Source organism: Nocardia sp. NPDC059228, from assembly GCF_042754245.1.
Taxonomy (GTDB): Bacteria; Actinomycetota; Actinomycetes; order Mycobacteriales; family Mycobacteriaceae; genus Nocardia.
Map to the genome: position 1 here is coordinate 1 of NZ_JBHZAL010000054.1, position 20042 is coordinate 20042.

19 protein-coding genes and 1 pseudogene are annotated in these 20042 nt (G+C 65.2%); 6 read left to right on the forward strand and 14 right to left on the reverse strand.

The window, feature by feature from the left end; translation table 11 throughout:
• A pseudogene (locus ACFXKA_RS39845) lies at window positions 1-116 on the forward strand (transposase); the annotation flags it as partial.
• A 194-nt stretch (window positions 117-310) separates the two neighbouring features.
• On the opposite strand, the gene ACFXKA_RS39850 reads toward ACFXKA_RS39845, so the two are convergent.
• Window positions 311-1918: an AMP-binding protein gene (locus ACFXKA_RS39850; RefSeq protein ID WP_379431402.1), complete on the reverse strand. Its 1608-nt coding sequence runs from the start codon at window positions 1916-1918 to the stop codon at window positions 311-313.
• Between the two features lie 131 nt (window positions 1919-2049).
• On the opposite strand from ACFXKA_RS39850, the gene ACFXKA_RS39855 reads away from it, so the two are divergent.
• Entirely contained in the window at window positions 2050-2475 is a 426-nt protein-coding gene (locus ACFXKA_RS39855) for a BTAD domain-containing putative transcriptional regulator (protein ID WP_379431403.1), read from the forward strand.
• A 663-nt stretch (window positions 2476-3138) separates the two neighbouring features.
• Here the strand turns inward: ACFXKA_RS39855 and ACFXKA_RS39860 are convergent.
• The 4 genes from ACFXKA_RS39860 to ACFXKA_RS39875 all read right to left on the reverse strand — a co-directional run bounded on the left by ACFXKA_RS39860 (window position 3139) and on the right by ACFXKA_RS39875 (window position 6087).
• Window positions 3139-3372 (reverse strand): hypothetical protein, encoded by a 234-nt coding sequence (locus ACFXKA_RS39860; RefSeq protein ID WP_379431404.1) that lies wholly within the window; start codon window positions 3370-3372, stop codon window positions 3139-3141.
• A gap of 570 nt (window positions 3373-3942) precedes the next feature.
• Window positions 3943-4200 carry a hypothetical protein gene (locus ACFXKA_RS39865; RefSeq protein ID WP_379431405.1) on the reverse strand — a complete coding sequence of 86 codons (258 nt, stop codon included), beginning with the start codon at window positions 4198-4200 and terminating at the stop codon, window positions 3943-3945.
• Entirely contained in the window at window positions 4201-5241 is a 1041-nt protein-coding gene (locus ACFXKA_RS39870; RefSeq protein WP_379431406.1) for an MFS transporter, read from the reverse strand.
• A 417-nt stretch (window positions 5242-5658) separates the two neighbouring features.
• Window positions 5659-6087: a hypothetical protein gene (locus ACFXKA_RS39875; RefSeq protein ID WP_379431407.1), complete on the reverse strand. Its 429-nt coding sequence runs from the start codon at window positions 6085-6087 to the stop codon at window positions 5659-5661.
• A gap of 207 nt (window positions 6088-6294) precedes the next feature.
• On the opposite strand from ACFXKA_RS39875, the gene ACFXKA_RS39880 reads away from it, so the two are divergent.
• The gene (locus tag ACFXKA_RS39880; protein ID WP_379431408.1) at window positions 6295-7341 is read left to right on the forward strand and encodes an alpha/beta fold hydrolase; all 1047 of its coding nucleotides are present in this window, start codon (window positions 6295-6297) and stop codon (window positions 7339-7341) included.
• A gap of 53 nt (window positions 7342-7394) precedes the next feature.
• On the opposite strand, the gene ACFXKA_RS39885 is transcribed toward ACFXKA_RS39880, so the two are convergent.
• From ACFXKA_RS39885 to ACFXKA_RS39910, 6 genes are all read right to left on the reverse strand, one after another.
• Window positions 7395-8990, reverse strand: coding sequence for an ABC-F family ATP-binding cassette domain-containing protein (locus ACFXKA_RS39885; protein ID WP_379431409.1), 1596 nt, complete (start codon window positions 8988-8990; stop codon window positions 7395-7397).
• Between the two features lie 246 nt (window positions 8991-9236).
• Window positions 9237-10712: a dihydrolipoyl dehydrogenase family protein gene (locus ACFXKA_RS39890; protein ID WP_379431410.1), complete on the reverse strand. Its 1476-nt coding sequence runs from the start codon at window positions 10710-10712 to the stop codon at window positions 9237-9239.
• A gap of 95 nt (window positions 10713-10807) precedes the next feature.
• Window positions 10808-11215 (reverse strand): cupin domain-containing protein, encoded by a 408-nt coding sequence (locus tag ACFXKA_RS39895; protein ID WP_379431411.1) that lies wholly within the window; start codon window positions 11213-11215, stop codon window positions 10808-10810.
• A gap of 121 nt (window positions 11216-11336) precedes the next feature.
• A complete protein-coding gene (locus ACFXKA_RS39900; RefSeq protein WP_379431412.1) occupies window positions 11337-12167 on the reverse strand; it encodes an SDR family NAD(P)-dependent oxidoreductase in 831 nt (276 codons plus the stop codon).
• A 153-nt stretch (window positions 12168-12320) separates the two neighbouring features.
• The gene (locus ACFXKA_RS39905) at window positions 12321-12770 is read right to left on the reverse strand and encodes a VOC family protein (protein WP_379431413.1); all 450 of its coding nucleotides are present in this window, start codon (window positions 12768-12770) and stop codon (window positions 12321-12323) included.
• A 32-nt stretch (window positions 12771-12802) separates the two neighbouring features.
• Entirely contained in the window at window positions 12803-13657 is an 855-nt protein-coding gene (locus ACFXKA_RS39910) for an alpha/beta fold hydrolase (RefSeq protein ID WP_379431414.1), read from the reverse strand.
• Window positions 13658-13957: 300 nt separating this feature from the next.
• Between ACFXKA_RS39910 and ACFXKA_RS39915 the strand changes: the two genes are divergently transcribed.
• Window positions 13958-14812: an alpha/beta fold hydrolase gene (locus tag ACFXKA_RS39915; protein WP_379431415.1), complete on the forward strand. Its 855-nt coding sequence runs from the start codon at window positions 13958-13960 to the stop codon at window positions 14810-14812.
• Between the two features lie 187 nt (window positions 14813-14999).
• Window positions 15000-15743, forward strand: coding sequence for an MBL fold metallo-hydrolase (locus ACFXKA_RS39920; protein ID WP_379431416.1), 744 nt, complete (start codon window positions 15000-15002; stop codon window positions 15741-15743).
• Between the two features lie 100 nt (window positions 15744-15843).
• On the opposite strand, the gene ACFXKA_RS39925 is transcribed toward ACFXKA_RS39920, so the two are convergent.
• From ACFXKA_RS39925 to ACFXKA_RS39935, 3 genes are all read right to left on the reverse strand, one after another.
• Window positions 15844-16743 carry an alpha/beta fold hydrolase gene (locus tag ACFXKA_RS39925; RefSeq protein ID WP_379431417.1) on the reverse strand — a complete coding sequence of 300 codons (900 nt, stop codon included), beginning with the start codon at window positions 16741-16743 and terminating at the stop codon, window positions 15844-15846.
• Window positions 16744-16895: 152 nt separating this feature from the next.
• Window positions 16896-17525: an FHA domain-containing protein gene (locus tag ACFXKA_RS39930; protein WP_379431418.1), complete on the reverse strand. Its 630-nt coding sequence runs from the start codon at window positions 17523-17525 to the stop codon at window positions 16896-16898.
• The gene (locus ACFXKA_RS39935; RefSeq protein ID WP_379431419.1) at window positions 17522-18997 is read right to left on the reverse strand and encodes an MDR family MFS transporter; all 1476 of its coding nucleotides are present in this window, start codon (window positions 18995-18997) and stop codon (window positions 17522-17524) included. The genes ACFXKA_RS39930 and ACFXKA_RS39935 overlap by 4 nt, the downstream gene beginning before the upstream one ends.
• A gap of 292 nt (window positions 18998-19289) precedes the next feature.
• Between ACFXKA_RS39935 and ACFXKA_RS39940 the strand changes: the two genes are divergently transcribed.
• Window positions 19290-20000 (forward strand): AAA family ATPase, encoded by a 711-nt coding sequence (locus tag ACFXKA_RS39940; protein ID WP_379431420.1) that lies wholly within the window; start codon window positions 19290-19292, stop codon window positions 19998-20000.
• Window positions 20001-20042: the final 42 nt, after the last annotated feature.

Below are 20042 nucleotides of genomic sequence, written 5' to 3' on the forward strand. Positions count from 1 at the left end.
ACCAGTACCGGCGGCTGGCCATCCGATGGGAACGACGCACCGACATCCACCACGGATTCCTCGACCTCGCCGCAGCACTGATCTGCTGGCGACGACTCAGCAACCGAACCCGATAGGGGCTCTTAACTGCAGCCCGACGTGGCGGCGACCCGGATGCCCAGATCGCCGAGGAAGGCTAAAGGTTTCGATCGCTTCTGTAAACCCTGTGTCACGACGACGAATCTCCCCTTGTGCGAGTGCTCAGCTCGTACCCATATCTGGGAATCGAGCTACGACGCGAATGAAGCCGACAACGAAGGACGCGCTGTTGCTATCGGTTGAACTCGGCCCGCAGTTCGTGCTTACGAGCCTTTCCCGTCGCGGTTCTCGGCAGTTCGGCCACGACGATCACCCGCTTGGGCACCTTGAAACCCGCCAGCTGCTGCTTGGCGTGGGCGATCACCTGGGCTTCGAGTTCGTCGGGCGCGATGTCGGGGTCGGCCGCGACGACCACGGCGCACACCGCCTCGCCCCAGCGCTCGTCGGACAGACCGACAACGGAGCATTCCTGAACGCCGGGGGCCGACGCGACGACCCGCTCGACCTCCACGGACGAGACGTTCTCGCCGCCGCTCTTGATGATGTCCTTGAGTCGATCGGTGAACCAGACGATGCCGTCCTCGTCGAGATGACCGACGTCGCCGCTGTGGAACCAGCCGTGCGCGAAGGCCGCCCGATTCGCGTCGGCGTTGTTCCAGTAGCCGCTGCTGACGTGCGGTCCCCGGTAGACGATCTCGCCGCTCTCGCCCGCAGGCAGCAGCGTGCCGTCGTTGTCCATGATCTGTACCTCGACGGTCGGGACCGGCGGGCCCCACGAGTTCGCCTTGGTGTGGCGGTGCTCGGGCCACTGCAGCACGGTCGCGGGAACCACCTCGGTCTGACCGGACCCGAGGATCACCGCGGCGTTCGGGAACGCCTCGTCGACCTGGTCGAGGAGCGCGTCGGGCATGGGGGCCATCGCGTAGATGCACAGCCGGACCGAGGAGAGGTCTCGCGCCGCGGCGGCCTGCATGCCCACCAGCGCGCGGTACATGATCGGCAGGAACATCACGTGCGTCGCCCGGTGTGCCTCGATCGCGTCGAGCACCGCGCCCGGGTCGAACGGTCCAGGCAGCACGACCGTGCCGCCGATCATCAGGGTCGGCAGGACGAGCGTGTTCAGGCCCGTGGTGTGGAACATCGGCAGCACGTTGACCAGGGTCGCGTGCTCGCCGCCCCAAGACGCGCCCTGCATCAGCGCGTTGGTCAGGCCCGCCACGAAGACTGCGGTGTGGCTGACGAGAACGCCCTTGGGGCGAGATGTGGTGCCAGAGGTGTACATGCACTGCGCCACATCGCGGTCCTCGACGAGCACCTCGAGCGGCCTGGGCATCTCGCGGAGCGCAAGGTCCTCCCAGCGCCGGGTCGGCACGCCGCCGGTAGACGCGGTGGGTCCCGCGCCGACGAGGATGATGGACTTGACCTCGGCTAGCCCGGGCAGGATCTGCTCGAGCAGCGGGCCGAAGGCGGCATCGGCGACGACGGTGGTGGTGCCGGAGTCGTTCAGGATCCAGGCGATGTCCTCGAGCGCGAGCACGACATTGACCGGCATCGCTACCAGGCCGGCCTTGGCGCAGGCGAAGTAGGTCGCGACGAACTGCCACGAATTGCCCATCAGCATCGCGACCGGTTGCTGGTGGGACAGGCCCGACTCGAGGAGCGAGCGTCCGACCGACTCCGCGGCGGCGTCGAGTTCGCGGTAGGTGACCGACCGGTGGCGGTCCGCGATCGCGGTACGGGAGGGGAACATTCGCGCCGACCGTGTGAGGACGTCGCCCATCGAGGTGCGGGTGGCCAGATTGATCTCGAGCGCGGTCAGACTGGACAGATCGGGTTGCATGCATGGCCTCCACTTGACGTCGAAAGGACGCGCCACCCGAACCGCTGGGCGCCCACGAGGTTGGTGACTGTGGTCACAGTCGCCCCCCGGGAGGCGACTGTAGGCGCGAACGTCAAAACAATCAAGTGTGCATGATTGTTCTCAGCCCCAGACGGGGTGCTCTGTGGTCGCGCACCGCGGAATTGCTACCCGGCTGGGACGAGGCATGGCTGGTCCTGGCCCGGGAACAACTGCGGCAGCTGCGATTGCACGCTATGGAGGTGGCCGCGCGCAGGCTGAGCGAGCAAGGCCACCACCCCGAGGCGATCGATCTGATGCTATCGGCGGTGGCCGCGGAGCCATTGCGAGAGTCGGCGCAACGGGCACTCATTCAGGCGCATCTGCGCGAAGGCAATACGGCCGAGGCATGCCGCCAGTTCGAGCAATTCGCGAATCAGTTGCGAGACGAACTCGGATTGCGTCCGTCACCACAGCTGTGTGCGTTGGTGGGTGCTGTTCCGGTGGCGTCGGCCCTGATCCCACCGGGTCGAACGGGAGCACGGCGCGCATTGCGGTAGTGCGCTGCTCCCAGACACGGGTCTGCGGGGCGGGGTGTCAGCACCGGCCGTGCACCGATACCAGCAATGTGGAGGCCGTCTCCGGCACGAGTTCGCCGGGCCAGCGTGCCGACACCACCACCGAATCGCCTGGCTCGAGATCGAATCCGGCAGCGGCCGCGAAGCCGGGAGGAAGTCGTCGGGGTACCGGGGTTCGCTTCGGGACGAGCCGTCGATGGCGAAGACCACCAGCAGGTGCGCACAGTGCCCGGCGCCGGGGTTCGAGACCCGGGCATAGATCCAGTTGTCCCGGCCCGGCCGCGGTGGCTGGTCGTCGATTCCGTCGTCGTCGTGGTGCCGGATCCAGATATCCGGTCAGTCGGGGCGGACCGACCACAGCGACGGTTGCGGCACGGGCGAGGGCTCCTCGAACCCGTAGACGAACCGATGGAAGGCGTCCACAAACTCAACCGCCCCGTGGTGGCCACCAGGTGCGCCTCCAGGTCGGTCGTGGACGTCGGGGTGCCGCAACGGGTCCGGAACAGGGCGGCCGTCGCGGCGCGCAGACCGTCGACGCCGATCAGCGTCGCCGCCCCGCGGAACACCCGGCTGCCGTCGACAAACGCGTTGATCGGGGTACGCCGATCGAACCTGACCGCCGACGAGAACGGTAGCCGCACAGGGCTATCCGGGATCGGGGCGTTCGAGTTCTTCCGGCCGGCGCGAGCACAGCCGCACCGGCGCGCGGCGGAAGTCGAATGGCTCGGGCTGGGCGCCATCGTCGTGGAATCTCGCGAATCCCTCATCCCACCATCCGTCGGCCTGCCCGGCCGGGGTGACACCGCGGGCGAACCAGGAATGCAGGACCTCGTGCGGCAGCGCGGCCAGCGAGGTCGTGCAGGCCTGGTTGTACTCCATGCGACCGCGCCCGCCATGGAAAATCGCCACGAAACGGCGGGCCGCGAAGGGACCGTAGTCGCGCTCGTTCCGTGCGAGCAGTGCACCGATCCGGATCGTTTGTGAGGCAAGGTCGATCGGTAGCGTGGCGGGCTTCCACGCCCGATCGAGGCGGCGGTGAGGTTCGATTGCGCGCGGTCGATGGCGCGCTCAGTGACGTCGATGGGCGTAGTTCGTCGCGGTTACGGTCGGTGACCGGCGACAACCCGTACAGCGCGATGCCCGTCCTGACCAAACCGGTTGGTTTCAGGGCCGCCCTCGTTAATAGCGGAGACAAAATTTGAACCTGCAACCTCTGGGTTATGAGCCAACCGGACACCGTCCAGGACGTGTCGCCACATTCCACCACGTCCTATCTACACAGGTCAGAGCGCTTTCAACCATCCAGCGTGTCCGCGTGATTCCATACCGTCTATTGGGTCCCGCCCCGTCGTGATGCCAATTTTGATGCCAAATCGACCCGACCGCCGCGACCAGCACGCGCGGGCTCGAGCAATTGTCCCGCGTCCGCCTCCCGGCTCCTGCACAGGCTCAGTTCGCGCGGCGCGCGGTGCGCATTGCCAGCACACCGAGGACACTGACCAGGCCACCCATCATCAGGTACAGCGCGACGGGCCACGAGGCTCCACCGGACCAATGCACGAGCGCCGTTCCGACCAGTGGAACCAGGCCGCCGCCGAGCACCGCCCCGAGTTGGTATCCCAACGACAGACCGCTGTACCGGACGCGAACGTCGAAAGCCTCGGTGAACGCCGCGGCCAGCGGGCCGAGCATGGCGCCGGTGCCCATCTAAGCGATGCAGATCGCCAGGGCGAGGAGCACGGGTTGCCTGGTATCCAGCAACCAGTAGAGCGGGAACGCGACCAGAGTATTGAAAATCGCTCCGCCCAACATGATTCGCAATGCGCCATATCGGTCGCTCAAATGCCCGAACAGCAGAGCCGAAGGCAAGAGGAGGAACTGAGCGAGCAAGGTCGCGCGCTGCAGTACCGGCTGCGCGATGTGCAAGGTGTTCAGTCCGTAGGACAGGACGAAGGTGATGAGGGTGAAGGTCATCATGGTCAGCCCGGTATTCGTGGCTGCCACGATCACGATCTGCCGCCACGCCGTTCGCCACACCCGCAGCCAAGGCCATCGAACCAGATCGTCTTTGTCCCTGTGGATTTCGAATTCGGGCGTCTCCGGCAATCCCGAACGCACCAGCAACGTCACCACGGTCGGCACCGCGCTGATCAGGAACGGCAAACGCCAACCCCAAGTGATGAACTCTGTCCCGGCCACCGCGTGCGCAAACAACGAGGCAAGGCCGGCGAGCACCGAACCACCGACCAGGGCGGTGATGATCCAGCTGCCGTACCAGCCGCGCCGACCGGGCGGCGCATGTTCGACGGCGACCAGGATCCCGCCACCGACTTCACCGCCGACGAAAAAGCCCTGTACGACCCGCAGCAGCACCAGCGTGACCGGTGCCAGCGCACCGATGGCGGCGTAGGTCGGAAGCACCCCGATCGCCACCGTTGCAAGCCCACCTATTCCCACCGACAGCAGCAATACAGGCTTGCGCCCCAACCGATCACCGAGATTTCCCAACACTGCCGCCCCGAACAGCCGGGCGACGAAACCGGCACCGAAGGTCGCGAACGACAGCAGCACGCCGACCCATGGAGCGGCCGCCGGGAAGAACAGCTTCCCGAACACACTCGCCGCTGCGAGGCCGTAGGTCAGAAAGTCGTACAGCTCGACCACGCTGCCCAGCGCACCGGCCAACGCGGCCCGCCGCCCGTCCGGCGAAATCGTCACCCGCTCTGTGCTCGGGTATGTCCGATACATTTCGATCTCCTGTTGCAGTATTTCGTCGAATTCGGCACCTCTTCGTTGAGCTACCCGTGAGTTGGACCGGGTCCTGTCGTTGGTACGCCTCCACCCACGACGATGTCCGGTTCGTTCCTCTAGTTGATATGTGTTCTACGACAGCACAATCCGTACCTACGGGCCCGACTGCGCTTCAATTGGGACCTCTCCCCGACCTGCTCTCGCCTAGTCGATGAAATCCCTCGCACCGGGTCCCTGCCCGTGCATTACCGTGAGCTCGGCCCAAATCCACAGCACCACGGGACCATCGAAAACCCGTGCCGCACAGCCTTGTGCGGTTCGCCCGAATGCACAGAATCGGGGCATATCAATCACTCCTTGGGGTGAAAACGAATTCCCTGACCGTGCGGTCGAAGCGCCGAGGTTCCTAGCCCTTCACGCTGCCTGGAGCGGGGCGGCGAACGACTTGCGCAAGGCGGACGGTCCGACCGGAAGCAGGAGGGCCGCGAGCAGCTTGCCCCCGAGCGTCCGAGGCATCCTGGTCACCTCGACATCGACTCGGCTGCCGCCGGATTCGGGCGTGGCGCGGAAGGTCCAGCCGCCGCCCGCACCGAAGCGTTTGGAGTCCAGGGTGGTGATGGTGACGGTGTCGCCGCCGGGAATCCATTCGTAGCGGGCGCGTTCCCAAGCGGCGGCGGTGCCTTCGGTGACCTCAGCCCAATTCTCGCCGCGATCATGGACGACGAAATGCTCGGCATCGATGCTGGGCCACACCTCCGGCCGGGTGGGCCCGAAGTCGGTGAGCACCTGCACGACCTCAGCAGGCGACAGAGCGGACAGGAGATGAAAACGTACCGTAGTCATGGCAATACCTTCGCCGCGGCAGGCATGGTGCCGAATCAGTCAGTTGACGTTCGGGTGACGTAATCCTGTTTGAGCAAGGTCTTCTCGTGGCCTTGTTGCCGAGCGAGGACGAAATGCCGCGGAAGCCGGTCATGGTCGGTCGGCTAGCGACGATTACGTCATTCGACGCTCGCGACGGCATTCGCCTGCTCCATAGCGTTTGATGGCATGAATATCAGCAGACGCTTCTTCGGTGGAGCCATTGCGGCGGGCGTGGCGGCGGCCTCGCTCACCGCATGCAGCACGGATATGAACAGCACCCCGGCGGCCGTGACCACCGCTCCGCCCGGAGCGGCGCTGCGGGCGGGATCAGGCGTGAACACCACACTGGGCCCGATCAAGAAGATCGACGCAGGCGTCCTCAATGTCGCCTATGCCGAATTCGGGCCGAGCACCGGGCAGCCGGTGATCCTATTGCACGGCTGGCCCTATGACGCCTACAGCTACGCCGATGTCGGTCCGCTGCTGGCGAAAGCCGGATACCGGGTACTGGTCCCGTACCTGCGCGGCTACGGGCCGACCACCTTCCTGTCGCCGCAAACCGTCCGTAACGGCCAACAGTCCGCGATCGCCCGCGACATCGTCGACTTCATGGACGCCCTGCACATCGACAAGGCGGTGCTCGGCGGATTCGACTGGGGCGCAAGGACTGTCGACATCATCGCGGCGTTGTGGCCACAGCGGGTCAAGGCGATGGTCGCAGTGAGCGGATACATCATCACCCAGCAGGCGGCTCAGCAGCAGCCGCTGCCGCCCGAGGCCGAACTGGGCTGGTGGTACCAGTACTACTTCGCCACCGAGCGCGGCCGCCTCGGCTACGACCGCAATCGGCACGACTTCAACAAGCTCATCTGGAAACGCGCCTCGCCCGCATGGAATTTCGACGACGCCACCTACGAGCGCAGCGCCGCCGCCTTCGACAACCCCGACCAGGTCGACATCGTCATCTCCAACTACCGGTGGCGGTTGAGCCTGGCACCGGGCGAGCCCCAATACGACGCCTACGAGCAGCAGCTGGCCACCGGACCGGCGATCTCGGTGCCCGCCATCACGATCGGCAGCGATTTCGACGGCGCGGCCAAGGACGGAAAGGCCTACCGCGGCAAGTTCACCGGGAAGTACGAGCACCGCGTCCTCGACGGCATCGGGCACAATGTGCCGCAGGAGGCTCCACAGCCCTTCGCCCAGGCCATCATCGACGCCGACCATCTCTGACCACTCGAGGACCGCCGGTCCCAGCGGGGTGGCCGGGACGGGCGGTCGGCCGACTACAAGGTTCCGCGCTGTTGGAAACTGCCGTCGGGCTCGAGCTCGATGACCGTGTCGATGCCGATTCGGTTCAGAAACGGATAGTCGTGGCTGACAATCAATAGTGCACCACGGTAGTCGGTAAGAGCCTCAACCAGTTGGTCCACGCTGCCGATATCGAGGTTGTTCGTCGGCTCGTCCAGAATCAGCAGTTGCGCCGGCGGATCGGCGAACAGCAAGCGGGCCAGGGAGACTCGGAAGCGCTCACCTCCCGACAATGAAGAGACCGGCCGTTCGACACTGCTGCCGCGCAGTAGGAGCCGGGCCAGGTGATTGCGGATCGTCGCCGGTGCGGTGTCGGGGGCCACCTCGTGAACGTTCTCGAGCGCACCAACGCGCTCGTTCAGGCCGTCCAGTCGCTGCGGCAAGTATCCGACCCTGTCGGTGAACAGCGCTCCGCGATCCGGGGTTCGGCCATTGATCAGATTCTCGATCAAGGTCGATTTCCCGGCTCCGTTGCGGCCGACCAGAGCGACCCGCTCTGGACCCTGGATGACGACGCTGCGGACGCCATCACGCAGTTCCGCGACCCGGCGGCCGCGAGGCACATTCGGGTCCGGCAAGTTCAGGTGGATGTGCTCGTCTTGCCGGACCCGGGTGGATGCCATGTCCAGTACATCCTGTGCGGCACGGACTTTCGCGTCGAGCACCGTCCGCATAGCTCCGGCCGAGCCTTGCGCCTTACTCGCCCGGTTGCCCGCGAGAATCCGCGGAATTCCACCGTCGCGCTGAGTAGCGCGGGCGGTGCGCTCACGTCTGGCGAGCTTGGTCTCGGCCTCGATGCGCTGTCGCTTCTCGACCTTCAACGCCTGCTCAGCGGTGCGCGCGGCTTGCGCAGCCGCAGCCTGTTCTTGCTCGAGGTGCTGTTTCCAAGCGCTATAGGGCCCGCCGAACACGTCCAACATCCCGCCGTGCAATTCCGCTGTGGAGTCCATGTGTTCCAGCAGTTCGAGATCGTGACTCACGACTACCAGGGTTCCGGGCCAGGAATCCACGAATTCCGCTATTTTGGTGCGGGTTTCGCGATCGAGGTTGTTGGTCGGCTCATCGAGCAAGGTGATCGGCGTGCGCCGGAGGCGCAGGCCGGTGATCGCGATGAGCATGGCTTCACCACCGGAGATCTCCCCCACCTTCCGCCCCAGATCGGCTGCACCGAAACCGATCTCATGCAGCGCTTCTTCGGTGCGGGCCTCGATGTCCCAGTCGTCGCCGATTGTCTCGAAGTGCGCACCCTCGGTGTCGCCGGATTCGATCGAGTGCAGGGCAGCGAGTTTGTCTGCGATGCCGAGCAACTCAGCGATCGTGGCACCGCGGCCGAGGGTCAGCGTCTGGGGCAGGTAGCCGACTTCCCCGGTGGTTTCGATACGTCCGTTCGTCGGTGTGAGGATTCCGGCGATCAATCGCAACAGGGTGGATTTACCCGAGCCATTGCGTCCCACCAGACCGGTGCGCCCGGTGGTCAGGGTTCCGTCGAGTTGAGTAAGCGCGACGGTTCCGTCGAGCCATTCGAAGGACAGGTTGCGCAGGGTGATCGCAGATTGTGTGGATATGGACATGGGTCGTCGACTCTTTCCTGCTCGCGAACGAGCGGCCGCGTGATTTCCGGAGACTGCGGGAGCAGGCGAAGGCGAGAAAGGCGCGAAAAGGCCTCGGACCGTTTTCGATACGGGACTCCGAGTGAATGTGTGAGGACAGCGCCGCCTTCGACTGGGCGGCTAGAGTCTGTCGACTTCCTCGATGAGCACGCAATTACCCTACCAGCGGATCTCGGACTGTGATCGCCTGGTATCCGGTGGCTGTGATCATCTTCCTTCTCCTGTGGAGGGCGAATTCTGCTGGTCGCGATAGGTTTCCAGCAGACGGAGCCAGACTTCGCTGATGGTGGGGAACGATGGCACCGCGTGCCACAGCCGATCCAACGGGATCTCAGCGGTGACGGCGATGGTCGCGGAGTGCAGCAACTCGGCGACGCCTGCTCCAGCGAAGGTCGCGCCCACGATGACCTTGCGCTTCGGATCGATCAGAACTCTGGCCTGTCCCCGATAACCGGGATCGTGCTGGATCGCACCGGCAACTCGACCGAGGTCATAGTCGACCACGTCCACGGCTCGTCTGCTGCGCGCGGCGTCCGCGGCGGTGAGCCCCACCGTCGCGATCTCCGGATCGGTGAACACGACCTGCGGCACCGCCTCCAAGTCGGCGGTCCCGGCATGGCGACCCCAACGGCCGGTGTCCAACGCCAGGCCCCGTGATCTGGCGGCGATGACCGCCCCGGCGACGCGGGCCTGATACTTACCCTGATGGGTGAGCAGCGCACGATGATTCACGTCCCCGACCGCATACAGCCACTCCCCCTCGACCGCGGTCACGGTGAAGGTGTCATCGGTGTCGAGCCAATGGCCGGGTGTGAGCCCGATCGTCTCCAGGCCAAGGTCGTCGGTGCGAGGCGCGCGCCCGGTCGCGAGCAGTAGCTCGTCGGCGAACAGCCGGGTGCCGTCGGCGAGAGTAAGCCGAATGGTGTCGTCGGGTCCGCCGACGCGTTCGGCTGTGGCAATGGTGGTTTCGAACTGCAGGTCGACTCCTGCTTCGCGGAGCCGCTCGGCAACCAGGTCCGCGGCGAAGGGTTCGACACGACCCAGCAGCCTCGACTCCCGGGCGATGAGGGTCACTTGTGCGCCCAATGCCTGCCAGGCGGCAGCCATCTCCGTGGCAACTACCCCGGCTCCGAGAATCGCGAGTCGGCCCGGCACCTCCCGGGCACTGGTGGCTTCGCGACTTGTCCACGGCCGCACGGCATCCAGACCCGGCAGCGGAGGCACAAGCGCGGACGTGCCGGTGCAGACAGCCACCGCGTGCCGGGCGGCCAAACGCATGACACCGCCATCCGAAGCGTGGACCGTCACCTGCCGGGGTCCATCGAGACGGCCATGACCACGAATGAGCTCGACATCGACCGAGTCGAGCCAGGCGACCTGGTCCCGGTCATCCCACTCGGCGACCAGCCTGTCGCGATGCTTCAAGACCGCGGCCGCGTCGATGGGTCCCGTCAACGCCTGCCCGATACCGGGAAAACGTGCGGCCTCGCGGTAGAGCAGCGCGGGGCGCAACAGCGCCTTGCTGGGTTCGCAAGCCCAGTAGGAGCATTCACCGCCCACCAGTTCGGATTCGACGATCACGGTGCTCAACCCGGCGGCGCGAGTCCTGTCGGCAACATTCTCACCGACGGGCCCGGCTCCGATCACCACGACATCGAATCTACGAATTTCCTTGTCGGACATTGTCTTCTCTCCGATAATCCGATCAGCGGCCGAAGGCGCGCTGTGTGACGTCCCGCGGGAACCAGTCGTTGCCGTCAGGATCGGTGAAGGCCTCCCTATCGATCGCATTCGGGGGCGGGTTCGTCCTCCGACAGCGGGCTGTGGGACGGCAGGACGTAGAGCACGTCCAGAACCAGTGGCTCGGATCCCAGGTTGCGGCCGATGTGAACGTAACTGGGGCTGGGGGTTTCGACCAAGGACTCGCCCGGATGGTAGATGCCGTCGAGTGTGCAGTCGGAGTGGTAGTGGGACAGGACACCGCTGCGTACCGTGCCGTAGACCGGGCCGTCGTGGTAGTGCCAGCCCGTGGATCCGCCGGGTGCGATGGTGATTTCGCGGAGAATGTAGTCGGTGCCGCCGATGCTGGCCTGGGCGAGAATCGTGCCGGTGACACCGTCTGCAGGGGTTGCGGCGGCCGGAATCGCCATCGCGGCGGTCACACCTACAGCCGCCAGTGCTGTCATCGCGGCGTGTATCCCATATCGGGGCGAGTTCGGGACAGTCCGAGTCGATTTCATGTACTTCTCCTATCTGTTGTTGTGCAATGCATCTCGGTTCCACGTTCGGGGAATCCGAGATTCGAGATCAGTTGGTGAAGCCGCCGCCGCAGATGAGGGTCTGCCCGCTGACGAAGTTGGATTCGGGGGTGCACAAGAGGTAGACGGCACCTGCTGCTTCGATCGGGGTTCCGGCGCGACCGAGCGGGATCATCTGTTCCATGGCGGTGAACTGGTTCGGGTCGGCGCCGACCTTGACTTTGCGGCCCTCGATGTCGATGGTGCCGTCGCCAGCCGTTGAAGCCTCGGTGAGGCGGGTCTTGATGAGGCCGAATGCCACGGTGTTGACCGTGACGTTGTAGCGACCCCACTCCTTGGCAACAGTCTTGGTCAGGCCGATGACGCCTGCCTTGGCCGCCGAGTAATTGGCCTGTCCCACATTGCCTCCGGTACCGACAACCGAGGAAATGTTCACGACCTTGCGGCACGGGACCGGCTCCCCCGCTTCCTTGGCCCGCTTCACCTGGGCTGCGATCACCGGCTGGGCGGCCCGCAGGATCCGGAACGGGGCCGTGAGGTGCACGTCGAGGATGGCATTCCACTGTTCGTCGGTCATTCGCTGGACCACCGAATCCCACGTATAGCCAGCGTTGTTGACGATGATGTCGAGTCCGCCGAAAGAGTCGACGGCGGTCTGAACGAAACGCTCGGCGAAACCCGCTGCGGTGACGTTGCCCGCGCATTCGACGGCGTTTCCGCCTGCGGCCTCGATCGCGGCGACCGTTTCCTGGGCGGGTCCGGCATCGAGGTCGTTGACCACGACAGCCGCGCCTTCGGAAGCGAGTTTCAGAGCGATCTCGCGGCCGATGCCGCGGCCCGAGCCGGAAACGATGGCTACCTTGCCATCCAGTGTTCCCATGGTGAGCAATACCTTTCAGGTCGTCGTCTTCACGGTGGGCGATTCGGCAGAGCGGGTCCGATCAGCGGCATTCCCACCGACCGGGCCGACTCCGATGACAACGAATCCGTTTACACGAATTGCATTGTCGGACATTGTGTTTCCGTCGATTCCTCAGCGGCCGGGGGCGCGTTCAGTGACCTCCTGCAGGAACCAGCCATTGCCGTCCGGGTCGGCGAACGCGGCGAACGAGCCGTAGCTGCGCCGTTCCGGATCTGCGCCGGAGACCCGTTGTTCGATTCCGGCGTGGTGGAATACACCGGTGGCATCGCGGAATGGCCCGTCGATCCCGACTCCGCGTTCGATCAACTCCGCGACCGCCTTTTCGATATCGGTGACGATCAGGTGCAAGCCGCGCTGGGATCCAGGCGCGAGCGTGGTGACGCCGGCGCCGAAGATGACCGAGCACTCCGAACCGGGCGGGGTGACCTGCACGACGCGGTAGCCGTCGTCCACGGGAAAGTCGGCATCGAGTCGGAAGCCGAGTCGCTCAACATAGAACGCTTTGGCGCGGTCGACGTCGGTGACCGGCAGGACCACGACCTCCAGCTTCATGTCCATCATTCGTCTTCTCCTCGCGTATCTTTCGCGTTCACTCAATGCGCGGCAGAGCCCTTGGCGGCCCGCTCGATGACCTCGGCCACCTTGTCCGGATGCGAGACGGCGACCGAATGCGAGGCCGCGATCTCGATGGACTGGGCGTGCGCCCGCTCGGCCATGAACCGTTGCGCCGCAACGGGAATATTGAGGTCCTCGGTGGTGATCACATCCCAGCTGGGTTTGTCGGTCCAGGCCGCGATGGTGGCCTTCTCCTCGAGGGCGGCCTGCAGGATCGGGCGCTGGCTCGCCGCGGCCAGGGCGGCGCGGTCGGCCGGGACATCGGCGGCGAACTGGTCGTGGAACTTGTCCTGCTGGATGTAGAGATCGGTGCCGGTGCTGCCGTCGGCATTGGTGAACGGGACCGGGTTCAGCGTGCCCGGCAGAGTCGATCCCGGGTACTTGTTGGTTAGCTCGAGCGCGGACTCCCCCGGCGCGGGGAGGAACGCCGCCACGTACACCAGTGCCTTGACCTGGTCGATTCCGGCCGCGGCGGTACTGATGACCGATCCCCCGTAGGAGTGTCCGACCAAGACGACGGGCCCGTTGACGTGGCTGATCAGCCCGCGCAGGGTGGTGGCGTCGGAACTCGGCCCGCGCAGCGGATTCGCCGCGGCGACAACGGGATACCCGTCTTTGCGCAGCTTGTCGATCACATCGTTCCAGCTGGATCCGTCGGCGAATGCGCCGTGCACCAGCACCACGGTCGGCTTGGGCGCGTCCTCGGTGGGCCCGGCGTGGGTGGTAGTGCTCGCGGTGCATGCGACGGCGAGGCTGCCCGCCGCCACGGCGGCCGTGACCGCCGCGACCGCCCGGCTTGCGCGCCGGATTCGAGGGCGTCGAATGTCGTCCATTGTGGTGTCCTTTCGAGGAGCAATGAAGCACGTTGTGCGGCCCCTACTTTCGCGCCCCGCTCCACACCGCCACATCTGTCAACTGACGCAGGCCACGACCTAATCGCATGGGCTTCGACTGATCGATGCCGTTACTCGCCGCGCCTCGGCGCACCCCTCGAAGCCCCGGAATTTGCTGAGTGCGCCCTGCCATCCGGCTACCGAGTCACTCCGGAAATGCGTCAGTTGACTGATGCCGACGACACCCCTCGGAATCAGACTTCAACCGCACATCCACTTCGTCATCGAGAAGGAAACACCATGGCCAAGCTGACAGTGGGTCGCGAGAACAGCGACACCATCGACATCTACTACGAAGACCACGGCACCGGCCGACCGGTCGTGCTCATCCACGGATATCCCCTCAACGGCGCCTCCTGGGAGAAGCAGCAGCGGGTGCTGCTCGACGCCGGTTACCGGGTGATCACCTACGACCGCCGCGGTTTCGGCAAATCCAGCCACCCGACCGCCGGCTACGACTACGACACCTTCACCAACGACCTGTACGCCCTCATCGAGCACCTGGATCTGAACGACGCCATCCTGGTCGGATTCTCCATGGGAACCGGTGAAGTCACCCGGTACCTGGGCCGGTACGGATCGGCGCGCATCGCGAAAGCCGTTCTGATGGGCTCAGTTCCGCCGTATCTGCGCAAGGCCGACGACAACCCCGACGGGGTGGATCCGGCGGTGTTCGACGGCATCAAGGCGGCGGTCCTCGCCGATCGGCCTGCCTACTTCAAGGATTTCCTCGACAACTTCTACAACGTCGACGTGCTGGGCGGCACCCGTATCAGCGAACAGGCTTGGCAGAACAGCTTCAACGTCGCGGTCTCTGCCTCGACCCACGCCGCCTACGCCTGCGTCGACACCTGGCTGACCGACTTCCGTGACGACCTGCCCGCCATCGACGTGCCCGTGCTGCTGATCCACGGCGACGACGACCGCATCCTGCCGTACTCCGCCACCGCGGCCCGGCTCCCCGGCCTGGTCAAGGATCTGACCGTGGTCACCGTCGAGGGCGGTCCGCACAACATCGCCTGGACACACCCCGAGGTCGTCAACCCCGCGCTGCTCGACTTCCTCGCGAACGACAGCGATACGAACGCGGGCTGACCGCCGCCGGCGGCGATACCCGGATGAAATCGCAGCGGGCCGCCAACGACATCGGAGCGGACGAGCCATCAACCGAACCTTCGATGTCAACGGCGGCCCGCATCAGCATCTGGGTGAACCGCGGGCGCGGCGCCATTCGCTTAACACCCACTGCCACAATCAAACCAAGCACGATCGAGGACGCGATATGAAGATCGAGCAGGTCTCCGACTCGGCATATGCGGTGTCGGGAACCAATGTCAACTGGGCGTTGGTCAGCGACGGATCCGGCGTCACGATCATCGACGCCGGCTATCCGTCCGACGCGAGTGCGGTACTCGATTCCGTACGTCAGATCGGTCATGCGCTCGGCGATGTCGCAGCCATCCTGCTGACCCACGCACATCTCGACCACATCGGTGCGATACCCACGCTCGTCGAGCAGGTCGGTATGGCCGTCTACACCGGCGAATTGGAAGTCCCGCACGCCAAACGTGAGTATCTGCAACAAATCACCGCGTCACAGATGCTGCGACAGCTGACGACACCACGCGGGGCCCGGTGGGTAGTACAGACGGCGCGCGCGGTCGCCGGACATCTCGAGATGCGTGTGCCCACCGCGCGGGCGGTGGATCCGACAGTGCTGGAGGCGCTGCCGGGCGGATTCGTCGCAATCCCGACACCGGGGCATACCGACGGCCATACGGCCTACCTCATGCCCTCCGAAGGGGTGCTGTTCTCCGGTGACGCACTCGTCACCGGGCACCCTCTGCTACCGGGATCCGGTCCCCAATTGCTTCCGAAAGTGTTCAACCACAATGAGATCCGCACGCAGTCCAGCGTTCACGCCCTCGCCATCGAACAGGCGCATGTCCTGGTCCCAGGGCACGGGAGAGCTGTACACGGGCATCTACCGACCCTCATCGCCGAATTGCCCAGCCTCCACGACTGACCGGCGCCCTCGAATACCGAACCGCAACAAGTAGATTCGCAAACCTATTTCGCCCTCGGGCCGCATGAGCGGCCCGAAGGCGAAAGTCGTATGCGGTGAGCTAACGGCCCGAGGCGGCGACGAACTCGGCGACCGACTCGGCGAACAGTTCTTCCTCCTCCAAGTGCCCGAAATGCCCACTGTGCTCGAGGATCAACAGGCGCGATCCAGGGATCAGCTTGTGGAGTTCCTCGGCCCAGCGGACACCGCAGATCACATCGAAGCGGCCGCCCACAACCAAAGCCGGTACCTGTAGTTCGGGCAGCGCGATCCGATCGTCGATGGGGTCGGGCGCGCCGAATTCGTCCAGTCCGGAGATAAAGGTTGCCTGAGTGGCGTTCTGGAAATCGATCCACGGGCTCGGGTCGGCCCAGTACGACGCGACATAGGCCGGGATGATCCCCCGGGCCACCCGTACCATCGTCTCGTCGTCGGCGATGGTGGGGAACTCGGCGAACGTCTTCATGACGCTGGGCAGCAGCGGATGCCCGGCATACCGCTCCGCGAGTTCGCCGACCTTGCGCTGAAGTTCGGCGCCGAACTCGGGGCCGGTGCTCGGCGCACTCTCGTACAAGATGACCCCGGCCAGCTGGTCGGGACGATGGATCGCGTGGTACTGCGCGACAAACCCCCCGTACGAGTGTCCCAGCAGGTGAACGCGGGAAGGCGGGAGGTGGTCGATCAGCGCGGCCAGGTGCCGACTGTACAGCTCCCTGGTGTAGCCGTTCGGGTGCGTGGCCAGCCTGCCGGAGTCTCCGGTGCCAGCGGGCTCCAGGTAGACCATTGTCAGCCGCTGTTCCAGGGCCGCGGAGCGCAGGTAGTTCCAGTGGATGCCAGGTCCGCCCGGATGGGCTACACACACCGGTCCGGTGCCGTGAACGTGGTAGCTCAGGGTGATGCCGTCAACGTCGAGGGTGTGTGAACCTTCGGCCAGTGGACCGAAGGTTGAGGGGTTCGCCATGAGTTCTTCCGATCGTGATGGTGGCCGGTGGTTCCGGACACCCGTCGAGCCTCGCCTCCCGGACCGCCCCACCGAATCAGTCAGATGACGCTGATTTTGGCCGATCGCGGCGGCGTCTTCGCCCATTTCGGCTCGAGCACAACCGAACTGGTTCAAATATCTCGTTCGGACACGATCCCGGATTTGATCGCCAGGTTGGCCAATCGGGCGCGCTTCTGGTTCTGCGGCAGGTCCTCGACGCCGAACTTGGCGAACAAGGTCCGCAGATGAACCTTGACGGTGTCGACGGAGAAGAACACCTCGTCGGCGATCCGCTGATTGGTAGCGGGCAGGGCGAACCCATCCATGCCGGTGAGATACGGACGGCACAATGCGATCACGACCGACCGTTGCGACGCGGTCAACGAATTCAGCGTCGGCAGACCATCACGGGAAGTCTTTGTACGATCGCCACCGACACCCTCGGTGAAATCATGAAAAGTGATGCGGGACTTGCCCATACGTATGACATCACCAGGTCTCAGCGTGTGACGGCCAGCCAGCCGGTCGCCATTGACGAACGTGCCGTTGAGCGAGAGACCACCATCGACCAATGCCCACCGTTCACCCAGGTATTCGGCGACGGCGTGCAGACGTGAGATCTCGTCATCCCAGAAGAGCGATACATCCGCCTTCGGGGAGCGGCCGATGGTGATACGTGATTGCTTGGGCGACAACCTGAGTTCGCGGTGCCGCCCCTCGCTGTCGTAGACCCTGAAGAAGGGTCCGTCGACACCGGTCACCGCGGTTCCAACGGTCGACTGACGGCGGGCAGGTTCCCGTAGGTCTCCGCGGTCTTCCGGGTCGGCCCGAGGAACAGGGCCAAGAGGACACCGAGGGCGAGGACAGGGGCAATCCACAGGTATCCCATTGCCGTCGCGTGCGCGAAGGCGTCCAACGCGATGACTCGCAACGCATCGGGCAGCTGCCCGACAGTGTCGGGGCGAGCGGCGTCGAAGCCGCCGGCGGGCGGCAGATTCCTGGTGCGGTCGGCGAAACCTGCGCTCAGGAGAGTGCCGAAGACCGCGACTCCGAAAGCCGCACCGATGGAACGGGAGAAGGTGACCACCGCACTCGCCGCGCCGAGATCTGATGCTGGCACGCTGTTTTGAACGGTTGTCAGCACGACCATGGGCACCATGCCGATGCCGATCCCCGTGATCAGGAAGTAGACGCTCAACACCAGGGTGCGGGTCGCCGCTCCGATGGTGCCCAGCAAGAGCAGTCCGGCGAGGTTCGCGATCAGACCTGCCAACAAGATCACCCGTAGCCGTTCGACATGTTCTACCCAGCGTCCGGCCAGGGATTGGCTGACGACCAGTCCGGCTACCAACGGCAGCATGTAGATGCCGGAGAGAGTGGCCGAGACCCCGTGGACGATCTGCAGGTAGGTCGGCAGATAGACCAGGACCGCGAACATCGCCGCATTCGCGAAAAAGGCGATCAACGAAGACAGGACGACGGTCCGCGAGGCGAATACGGCTGGGGGCAGAACGGGGGCCGCGGCGTGGCGCTCCATGGGCACCAGAAGCACAGACAGGGAGATGGTGCCGGCAATCAACCCGATGATCGCCGGTGAGCTCCAGCCCCAGCGCTCACCGAAGGACGTGATCATCACCAGGCCGGTGGCGATGGCAGCCAGAATCATGGAGCCCAAGTAATCGATGTGTGCGGTAACACCCCTCGTAGTCGACGGCAACACCCGCGCGGCGAGAACCAGCGCAACAATTCCGACCGGCACATTGACCAGAAACGCCCAGCGCCAGGAGAGTTGGTCGGTGAAGACGCCGCCCAGCAAAGGGCCGATGATGCTGGCGACGCCGTAGACCGAGCCGAACATGCCTTGGTAGCGGCCACGTTCACTCGGCGCGGCGATGTCACCGACAAGGGCGAAAGTCAGCACGATCATCCCGCCGCCCCCGATGCCCTGGAGCACTCGACTGCCGATCAGCTCGATCAGGTTCTGAGCCAGTCCACAAGCCACCGATGCCAGGAGAAAGACCGATGTCGCGGCCAGGTACAGACGCTTGCGGCCGAACATGTCGCCGAGCTTGCCCCACAGCGGAGTGACGGCCGTCGACGCGAGCAAATAGGCAGCGCTGACCCAGGCGATGTTGCTGAAACCGTTGAGGTCCTCCGCGATCCGGGGCAAGGCTGTCGAGACGATCGTCTGATCCAAGGCAGCGAGCAGGACCGCCGAGGCCAGGGCACTCATCGCAATGGCGACACGGCCCGCCGGGGCTTCCGGGGGATTCTGTGACTTCGGCATCGAACTGCCTCTCTAGCGGTGGCGTATGTGGTGCTCGGTTCTCAGGCTTCCGTGCAGCCCTGCCCGGTCGAGCCCGTGCCGAACCCTGGTGTCCGCCTGGCCAGGGACCCGGGCCAGTGCGGGACCCGTGCCCTGGCCAGAAGGGACCAGGGTTCGACGCAGGGGCGACGGGTCGTTGTTTTGGGACAACGTGGACGAGGGATGCCGACGGGCGTCCGTCGCTACGAAGGAGCTGGAAGTGGTGGACTTGCACGGTCGCGCCCACGAACAGGCTGTGCTCGACCGCCTGTTGGTCGACGTGCGCTGCGGGTACAGCCGTGCGCTGGTGTTGCGTGGGGATTCGGGTATCGGCAAGACCGCGCTGCTCTCGTACCTCGCCGGGCAAGTTCCGGCGAGCCGAGTCATCTCCGCGGTCGGAGTCGAGAGCGAATCAGAGATCACCTACGCGTCGCTCCAGCAGATTTGCACGCCGCTGCTGGGCTATTTGGACCGATTGCCGGCGGTCCAACGAGCCGCACTGGCGACGGCGTTGGGGCTCAGCGGCGGTGGATCGCCCGGGCACCTGCCGACCGGACTCGGCGTGCTGGGTCTGCTCGCCGAGGCCGCGGTCGACGAACCGCTGGTCTGTGTGGTGGACGACGTGCAGTGGATCGACCGGATGTCCGCGGCCATTCTCGCGTTCGTCGCCCGCCGACTGGACACCGAATCGGTGGCCCTGGTCTTCGCCATATCCAGCTTCGCCTCCGCGCTCGCGCCTCCCAACGCCGAGTTCCTGTCCGGGCTGCCGGAGCTACGGGTGGACAGACTTCGTGATGAAGACGCCCGGGCGCTACTGGACCAGCTACTTCCCGGTTCGGTGTCTGCCCGTGTGCGAGACGGGATTGTCGCCCGAGCACGCGGTAACCCGTTGGCGCTGATGGTGCTGTCGCGCCGAGAGAACAGCTTTTAGACCGGCGGTCCTGCCAATCGACTGGCAGAGCGAAGCCGGTGA

What these genes read in the sequence shown, in the direction of transcription:
- ACFXKA_RS39850 (WP_379431402.1), bottom strand. Translation starts at nt 1,918, where the DNA reads ATGCAACCCGATCTGTCCAGTCTGACCGCGCTCGAGATCAATCTGGCC.
- ACFXKA_RS39855 (WP_379431403.1), top strand. Translation starts at nt 2,050, where the DNA reads ATGATTGTTCTCAGCCCCAGACGGGGTGCTCTGTGGTCGCGCACCGCG.
- ACFXKA_RS39860 (WP_379431404.1), bottom strand. Translation starts at nt 3,372, where the DNA reads ATGGAGTACAACCAGGCCTGCACGACCTCGCTGGCCGCGCTGCCGCAC.
- ACFXKA_RS39865 (WP_379431405.1), bottom strand. Translation starts at nt 4,200, where the DNA reads ATGGGCACCGGCGCCATGCTCGGCCCGCTGGCCGCGGCGTTCACCGAG.
- ACFXKA_RS39870 (WP_379431406.1), bottom strand. Translation starts at nt 5,241, where the DNA reads ATGTATCGGACATACCCGAGCACAGAGCGGGTGACGATTTCGCCGGAC.
- ACFXKA_RS39875 (WP_379431407.1), bottom strand. Translation starts at nt 6,087, where the DNA reads ATGACTACGGTACGTTTTCATCTCCTGTCCGCTCTGTCGCCTGCTGAG.
- ACFXKA_RS39880 (WP_379431408.1), top strand. Translation starts at nt 6,295, where the DNA reads ATGAATATCAGCAGACGCTTCTTCGGTGGAGCCATTGCGGCGGGCGTG.
- ACFXKA_RS39885 (WP_379431409.1), bottom strand. Translation starts at nt 8,990, where the DNA reads ATGTCCATATCCACACAATCTGCGATCACCCTGCGCAACCTGTCCTTC.
- ACFXKA_RS39890 (WP_379431410.1), bottom strand. Translation starts at nt 10,712, where the DNA reads ATGTCCGACAAGGAAATTCGTAGATTCGATGTCGTGGTGATCGGAGCC.
- ACFXKA_RS39895 (WP_379431411.1), bottom strand. Translation starts at nt 11,215, where the DNA reads ATGACAGCACTGGCGGCTGTAGGTGTGACCGCCGCGATGGCGATTCCG.
- ACFXKA_RS39900 (WP_379431412.1), bottom strand. Translation starts at nt 12,167, where the DNA reads ATGGGAACACTGGATGGCAAGGTAGCCATCGTTTCCGGCTCGGGCCGC.
- ACFXKA_RS39905 (WP_379431413.1), bottom strand. Translation starts at nt 12,770, where the DNA reads ATGATGGACATGAAGCTGGAGGTCGTGGTCCTGCCGGTCACCGACGTC.
- ACFXKA_RS39910 (WP_379431414.1), bottom strand. Translation starts at nt 13,657, where the DNA reads ATGGACGACATTCGACGCCCTCGAATCCGGCGCGCAAGCCGGGCGGTC.
- ACFXKA_RS39915 (WP_379431415.1), top strand. Translation starts at nt 13,958, where the DNA reads ATGGCCAAGCTGACAGTGGGTCGCGAGAACAGCGACACCATCGACATC.
- ACFXKA_RS39920 (WP_379431416.1), top strand. Translation starts at nt 15,000, where the DNA reads ATGAAGATCGAGCAGGTCTCCGACTCGGCATATGCGGTGTCGGGAACC.
- ACFXKA_RS39925 (WP_379431417.1), bottom strand. Translation starts at nt 16,743, where the DNA reads ATGGCGAACCCCTCAACCTTCGGTCCACTGGCCGAAGGTTCACACACC.
- ACFXKA_RS39935 (WP_379431419.1), bottom strand. Translation starts at nt 18,997, where the DNA reads ATGAGTGCCCTGGCCTCGGCGGTCCTGCTCGCTGCCTTGGATCAGACG.